The 6,282-nt window shown below is 71.2% G+C and carries 6 protein-coding genes; all 6 read right to left on the reverse strand.

The window, feature by feature from the left end; genetic code table 11:
• Positions 1 to 2: 2 nt before the first annotated feature.
• The 6 genes from IE172_RS13795 to IE172_RS13820 all read right to left on the reverse strand — a co-directional run bounded on the left by IE172_RS13795 (position 3) and on the right by IE172_RS13820 (position 6,204).
• Positions 3 to 1,217: a serine hydrolase domain-containing protein gene (locus tag IE172_RS13795; RefSeq protein ID WP_190097495.1), complete on the reverse strand. Its 1,215-nt coding sequence runs from the start codon at positions 1,215 to 1,217 to the stop codon at positions 3 to 5.
• Between the two features lie 32 nt (positions 1,218 to 1,249).
• A complete protein-coding gene (locus tag IE172_RS13800) occupies positions 1,250 to 2,062 on the reverse strand; it encodes an SDR family NAD(P)-dependent oxidoreductase (RefSeq protein WP_190097496.1) in 813 nt (270 codons plus the stop codon).
• Between the two features lie 281 nt (positions 2,063 to 2,343).
• Positions 2,344 to 3,204, reverse strand: coding sequence for an alpha/beta fold hydrolase (locus IE172_RS13805; protein ID WP_190097497.1), 861 nt, complete (start codon positions 3,202 to 3,204; stop codon positions 2,344 to 2,346).
• A gap of 31 nt (positions 3,205 to 3,235) precedes the next feature.
• Positions 3,236 to 4,111: an alpha/beta fold hydrolase gene (locus IE172_RS13810; RefSeq protein ID WP_229886020.1), complete on the reverse strand. Its 876-nt coding sequence runs from the start codon at positions 4,109 to 4,111 to the stop codon at positions 3,236 to 3,238.
• Positions 4,111 to 5,277 (reverse strand): acyl-CoA dehydrogenase family protein, encoded by a 1,167-nt coding sequence (locus tag IE172_RS13815; RefSeq protein ID WP_190097498.1) that lies wholly within the window; start codon positions 5,275 to 5,277, stop codon positions 4,111 to 4,113. Before IE172_RS13815 ends, IE172_RS13810 begins: the two co-directional genes overlap by 1 nt.
• Before the next feature lie 48 nt (positions 5,278 to 5,325).
• Positions 5,326 to 6,204 carry a VOC family protein gene (locus IE172_RS13820; protein ID WP_190097499.1) on the reverse strand — a complete coding sequence of 293 codons (879 nt, stop codon included), beginning with the start codon at positions 6,202 to 6,204 and terminating at the stop codon, positions 5,326 to 5,328.
• Positions 6,205 to 6,282: the final 78 nt, after the last annotated feature.

Raw genomic sequence — 6,282 nt, forward strand, 5'->3', positions numbered from 1 at the left:
GGTCAGACGCTGGTCGCCGCGGAGGCGACGATGGAGGAGAGCTTCTGGAAGCGGGCGACGTTGTCGCCCTCGTCCATCACTCCCGAGGACAGGAAGCAGAAGGACATGCCCGAGACGGGGTCCACCCACAGCAGGGACGAGCCGGCGCCGTAGGAGCCGAAAGTGCGCGGCGAGACGAACGGGCCGAAGAAGCGGGCGTGCGTCCCCGTGCCGGCGAGGGCCATGCCCAGACCCATGTTGCCCGGCGGGAGGTCCCACTTGCGGGCGGCGGCGACCATGCCGTACAGGTCGTTGATCCGGTCGCCGGTCTGGTTGGTCGTGGCGAAGTCCAGCACCGGCTCACCGATGAGCTGCTCCCCGGAGCCGGTGCGCCCCTTGTTGCGCAGCATCTCCGTGAAGGCGAAGACGTCGTCGATGGTGGACACCGCCCCGACCCAGGGCATCTCGGCGTCCTCGCGGTCGATGACCGCGTCGAGGCACTCGATGTCCTCGGGCTTGAGCCAGGAGTCGTTGGCGACGATGACCTTCAGGGGAACGCCCCGCTCACGCCACTCGGCGGGCATCCCGAACCTGGTGTGCGGCATGCCGACGGGCTCGAAGACCTTCTCCCGCATGAGCTCCCGGAACGAGTCGGCGCCGTAGGCGCGACGGGCCATCTCGCCCATCAGCGCGTGGTTGATGGCCGCCGAGTAGTTGAGGTTGGTGCCCGGTTCGTGCACGACGTCGACGCCGCCCAGTGCCTCGATGACGTCGGCGAGCACCGCGAAACCCTCCGGGCCCAGGCCCGGGTTGGGGGTGGCGGGCATGCCGGCGCGGTGGGTCAGCAGGTGGGCGAGGTTGATCCGGTCCTTGCGGGCCGCGCGGAACGGCTCGGTGCCGAGGAACTCGGGGATCAGGTCGACGACGCGGGTCGACAGCATCAGCCTGCCCTCGCTGAGGGCCCGGAAGACGAGGGCGTTGGTGAAGCCCTTGGACATGGACAGGATGCGGTAGACGTCGTCGCGCCGGGTCGGGCGGCCGGTGGCGGCGTCGGCCAGCCCGTAGCTGCCGCGCAGGGCGACCTCGCCGTGGCGGGCCACGACGACGTTCGCCCCGTGGTAGGCGCCGCTCGCGATGTCCGCGCGGATGGTGGCGTCCAGGATGTCGAGGAAGCGGCGTTCGACGCCGGGCGTCCCGCTGAGGGCGACGGTGGGCTCCGGGGCCTCGGTGTGCTGCACTGGTTCTTCTCCGTCCGGGTGTGCTGAAGGGGTCAGAGCATGAGGGCGCCGCCGGAGGGCGCCAGCGTCTGACCGGTGTAGTGGCCCGCCGCGTCCGAGGCGAGGAAGAGGACCGTCCGGCCGATCTCGTCGGGTTCGGCGAGCCGCTTCAGCGGCTGGAGGGCCAGCAGGGCCTGGACGTGGTCGTCGCCGGACGCCGTGAGCATGGCCGTCCTGATGCCGGCCGGGGCCAGGGCGTTGACCCGGATGCCGAAGGGGGCGAGTTCCGCCGCCACCGCCTTGGTGAGGCCGACGACCGCGGCCTTGGAGGCCGGGTAGTAGGCGGGCATCGGCAGGCCGATGAGACCGGCGACGGACGCGAAGTTGATGATCGAACCGCCGCCGGCGGCCTTCATGAGCGGCACGGCGGCGCGGATCGTGTAGAAGGTGCCGTTGAGGTTGATCGCGACGACGCGGTCGAAGTCCTCGTCGGAGATGCCGTCCAGGAACTCCGGGTGGTAGGTCTCGCCGTTCTTGAACGACTCGGTCATCCGCTGGTTGATCCCGTCGACCCATGCCTGCTTCGCCCTGTTCGGGGTGGCGACACCGGCGGCGTTCACGAGGACGTGCAGGCGGCCGTGCTCCTCCCGGACCCGGTCGAGGACGTGGTTCACGGCCGCGGAGTCGGAGACGTCCGCGGCATGGCCCCGGACCCGTTCCAGACCGGCGAACGCGCGGTCGAGGTCCTCCTGCCGCAGATCCATGCCGTACACCGTGGCGCCGGCTTCCGCCAGGACTTTCACGGCGGCCAGGCCCATGCCCGAAGCCGCTCCGGTGACGACCGCGATCCTGCCGTCGAGTTCCATGATCGATCCCCTCGTCGTTGAGGTGTGACCCGCCGCTTCCGGGCGCGTCCGGCCCGCTCGGCGGTGAAGTCCGGTCAACCTAACCAAGAATTTGACACGTGTCTAGGTTTGATTTCCGGTGACGGAACGCGTACGCGGCACACGACGGAGGGGGCCGCAGGCCCGCTTCCCCGGCAGCGGGACGGCCCCGGCAGCCGGACGGAAAGAGGCCCCGCACACGCCGCCGCCGGGCCGTCACGGTGACGGCCCGGCGGGCAGGGGGGCAGGGGGAAGGGCGGCGGTCAGCGGTCCAGCAGGAAGTCCAGCTGGATCCGGTCGAAGGTCGCGGTCTGCTCGTACTGGGGCCAGTGGCCCGCGTTCTCGATCACCGCGAGACGGCCGCGCGGGATCAGGTCCGCGATCCGGCGTCCCTCGTCCACCGGGCCGGACGGGTCCTTCGTCGTCCACACGACCAGCGCCTCCGCCTCGATGGCGCGCAGGTCGTCGTCGGTGAGCATGTTGCGCCGCCGGATCTCCGGGTCCTGCAGCGCCATGTTCATCCGGCAGGCCGTCTTCCAGTCCGGCTGCTCGAAGATCGCCTGCCGGGTCCTGATCAGATCGTCGGTGACCATCGACGGGTCGGCCATCAGCCACTCCAGACGTGCCTTGACCCGCTCCCAGGAGGGGTCCTCGGCGGCCTGCGTGGACAGCGTCAACAGCCGTTCCATCACCTTGGGGTTGGCCATCGTGCCGCCCATGGTGTTGAGCACGATCCGCTCGGTGCGCTCCGGGTGCAGCTGGGCGAACCGCGCGGTCACCCAGCCGCCCAGCGACTCCCCGCTGAAGTACGCGCGCTCGTGTCCCAGCGCGTCCAGCACCCACCGCACCTGGTCGAGGTAGTGCGGTATCTCCAGCGGGTGTTCGGGCTTGCTGGAGTAGCCGTGCCCGATGAAGTCGATCGCGTAGCAGTTGAAGTGCTCCGCGTGCGCGGCCAGGTTCCGCACGTACGCCTCGGCGTGCCCGGTGATCCCGTGCAGCATCAGCAGCAGCGGCTTGTCCGGGCTGCCCGACTGCAGGAACCGGGTCCGGTACGGTCCGGTCTCCAGGTACCCCTGCCGGAACTCGACCTGCGCCAGGTCGGACCACACGCTCGTGTACGACATTGCATCTCCTTGCGTTTCGGGCCGGGCGGCCTCAGGCGGGGGCGGGGGCCGGGACGGCGGGGCGGCCGGCGAGGAACCCGAGCACCAGCCGGGTGAACTCCCCGGCACGCTCGTACGGCACCCACAGGCCGGTCCGCTTGAACAGGTGCAGCTGCGCGTCGGGGATCTGCCGGAGCAGGAAGAGGGCGTTGTCGAAGCCCTGCACCCGGTTCTCGGTCCCCCAGACGATCAGCGTCGGCGCCGTGATCCGGCCCAGCTCCCGCCACAGCGGCTCGGCCGGCACCCCCGCCGACTCGGCGCCCGCCCGGCGCCCCTCACCGCCGGCGACCGACTCCCGGTACCGCTCCTCGACGAGTTCGTCGGTGACCAGCGCCGGGTCGTACATCATCATCCGCAGGTAGGCGCGCATCTTCTCGCGCGAGGGGCCCTCGCCCGCGTAGTACGAGCGGATGGCCTTCTGGCCCTCGGACGGCGTCGTGCTGAACAGCGGGACCCCGCCCGCGCTGGAGACCAGCACCAGCCGGTCCACGCGCTCCGCGTGGTGCAGGGCCATCGCGAGGGCGACCGCGCCGCCGGTGGCCAGGCCCACCACCGTCGCCCGCTCGACGCCCAGTTCGGTGAGCATCGCGGCGAACACGTCCGCGTAGGGGCGGTACTTGCCGCCGGCCAGGTCGATCGTGCCGGAGCGGCCGTACCCGGGCAGGTCGACGATCAGCACCCGGGCGTGCCGGGACAGTTCGGCCATGTTGGCGCCGAAGTTGCCCCACCCGGAAGCCCCGGGGGCTCCGCCGTGGACGCACAGCAGGACCTCCGGTCCCGTGCCGGCCTCGTGGTAGTGCAGGCGGGTCCCGCCGACGGTGACGAAACGGGACGTGGACTCCCGGGTGGGCGGCTGCGCGGCGGACATCAGACCTTCACCGCCGCCGGCATCTCGCCGCCGAAGTAGTCCATGCCGTACGCCTGGTACAGCGGGCCCGCGTAGTTCTGCACGTGGTGCAGGGCGCTCTGGCAGTCGCGCCACATCCGCTGCATCGGGTTCCTCGCGTGCAGCTGGGAGCCGCCGCTGACCTTGAAGACCTCGTCGGCGGCCGAGGCCGCGCGGTGCGACGCGGAGACCTGGTTGCGGCGGATCTCCGCCCGCTCCGAGAGGGTGAGCGGCCGGCCGGAGGAGACGATGTCGAACGCCCGGTCCATGTCGTGCAGGACATGACCGAGACTGGCCTCGATGTCGGCGGCCGCCGGGGCCAGCGCGGACAGCTGGAACGGGTCGCGGCTGGCGGAGCCGAAGCGGCTGCTGCGCTCCCGGGTCCACGACACGTACGCGTCCAGGGTGCCCTGGGCCAGCGCGATCGTGGCCGTGGTGATGGCGCCGGAGAAGATCACGTTGCGCGGCATCGAGTACAGCGGCGCGTCCCGGCCGGCGATCTGTCCGGCGCTGCCGTCGGTGACCGGGTCGGTCCGGATCAGCCGGTGCGCGGGGACGAAGGCGTCCTTGACGACGATGTCCTTGCTGCCGGTGCCGCGCAGCCCCACGACGTCCCAGGAGTCGTGCAGGATCTCGTAGTCGGCGCGCGGGAGGACGAAGTGGATCGTCTCCCGGTCGGTGACGTTGCCCTCCTGGTCGGTGATCAGGCCGCCGATCATCACCCACCGGCAGTGGTCGGTGCCCGACGAGAACGGCCAGCGCCCGTTGAAGACGTAGCCGCCCTCCACCGGACGCGCCCGGCCCATCGGGGCGTACGGAGAGGCGACCCACGTGTCGGGGTCCTCGCCCCAGATCTCGCGCTGCATCCGCACATCGCCCTGGGCGAGTTCGTGCGGGTGGACGCCCACCACGCCGGCGATCCAGCCGGCCGCGCCGTTGCGCCGGCCGATCTCGTGGACGGTGCGCAGGAAGTCCGTCGGGTGGGACTCCAGGCCGCCGAAGTCGCGGGGCTGGAGCATGCGGATCACCCCCGACTCGCGCAGTACGGCGGCGACGTCGTCGCTGACCCGGCCGAGTTCCTCGGACACGGGCCCGTCGCTCTCCAGCAGCTCGGCGTGCTCCAGCACGCGGTCCAGCACGGGGTTCATGGCGCCTTCCTCTCTGGTGGGGCGGTGGGGTCGGGGATGACCGGCCGGTCAGTGGTGGTCGACGGAGTGGTGGCCCCACAGATGCGCGGTGTCGTACCGCGTGGGCGTCCAGGTCTCGTCGTCGATCTTGATGCCGCCGGTGCCGAACTCCAGCCCCACGTCGGACGGGGTCAGCAGGTAGAAGCTGGTCATCCGGTCGTTGCTGTGCCGGCCGAAGGTCTTCAGCAGGCGGTGCGGCTCGTCCTCGATGTGCTCGATGGCCCGGCCGATCACGTCCAGGTCGGTGACCTCGAGCATGAAGTGGCCCACGCCCAGCGGACGGCCCTCCACCTTCGGCGTGAAGGCGAAGGAGTGGTGGCGGGGGTTGCAGTGGGTGAACGTCGCCGTGAGGCCCGGAGCGAGGTCGATGTGGTCGGACAGCCTGAAGCCCAGCACGTCGAGGAAGAGCGACTCGTAGCGGGCCCGGTCGGAGACGACCTGGAGGACGTGCCCCACGCCCTCGGCGCCGGCGACGAACTCCGCGCCGATCGGGGAGGCGAACCGCTGCGACGAGGTGCTCAGACCCCAGAAGATCTCGTGGTCGTAGCAGTCGTCGGGGTCGCGGAAACGGATCAGGTCCGACACCATCCGCTCCCGGGCCACCTCCTCGCCCGGCCGGGTGACCTCGTACCCGGCCGTGACCAGCCGCTCCTCCAGTTCGGCCAGCTCGGCGGGGCCCCTGGTCTCCCAGCCGACGGCACTGACCCCGCCCCGCTCACCGGGGCGCACCTCGAGCCGGTAGGCCTTCTCGTCGATGCGGAACAGGAGGCGGTCGTCACCGCGGCGGTCGGCCATCAGCCCCAGCACGCGCTGCCCGAACTCCTCCCAGCGATCGAGGTCGGTGGCCGTGAACTGCAGGTATCCCAGGGCGGTGACGCGGGCGGTCATGTCTCTCCTTCGTACGGTCGTACGGTCGTGCGGTGCGGCCCGGCTCAGCCGAGCACGCGGTCCTGGCCGAAGCGGATC

Origin of the sequence: Streptomyces griseoflavus, assembly GCF_014649995.1 — a bacterium.
GTDB lineage: Bacteria > Actinomycetota > Actinomycetes > Streptomycetales > Streptomycetaceae > Streptomyces > Streptomyces griseoflavus.

Excerpts from the sequence above, each read along its gene's own strand:
- IE172_RS13800 (WP_190097496.1), bottom strand. The coding sequence starts at position 2,062 with ATGGAACTCGACGGCAGGATCGCGGTCGTCACCGGAGCGGCTTCGGGC.
- IE172_RS13805 (WP_190097497.1), bottom strand. The coding sequence starts at position 3,204 with ATGTCGTACACGAGCGTGTGGTCCGACCTGGCGCAGGTCGAGTTCCGG.
- IE172_RS13810 (WP_229886020.1), bottom strand. The coding sequence starts at position 4,111 with ATGTCCGCCGCGCAGCCGCCCACCCGGGAGTCCACGTCCCGTTTCGTC.
- IE172_RS13815 (WP_190097498.1), bottom strand. The coding sequence starts at position 5,277 with ATGAACCCCGTGCTGGACCGCGTGCTGGAGCACGCCGAGCTGCTGGAG.
- IE172_RS13820 (WP_190097499.1), bottom strand. The coding sequence starts at position 6,204 with ATGACCGCCCGCGTCACCGCCCTGGGATACCTGCAGTTCACGGCCACC.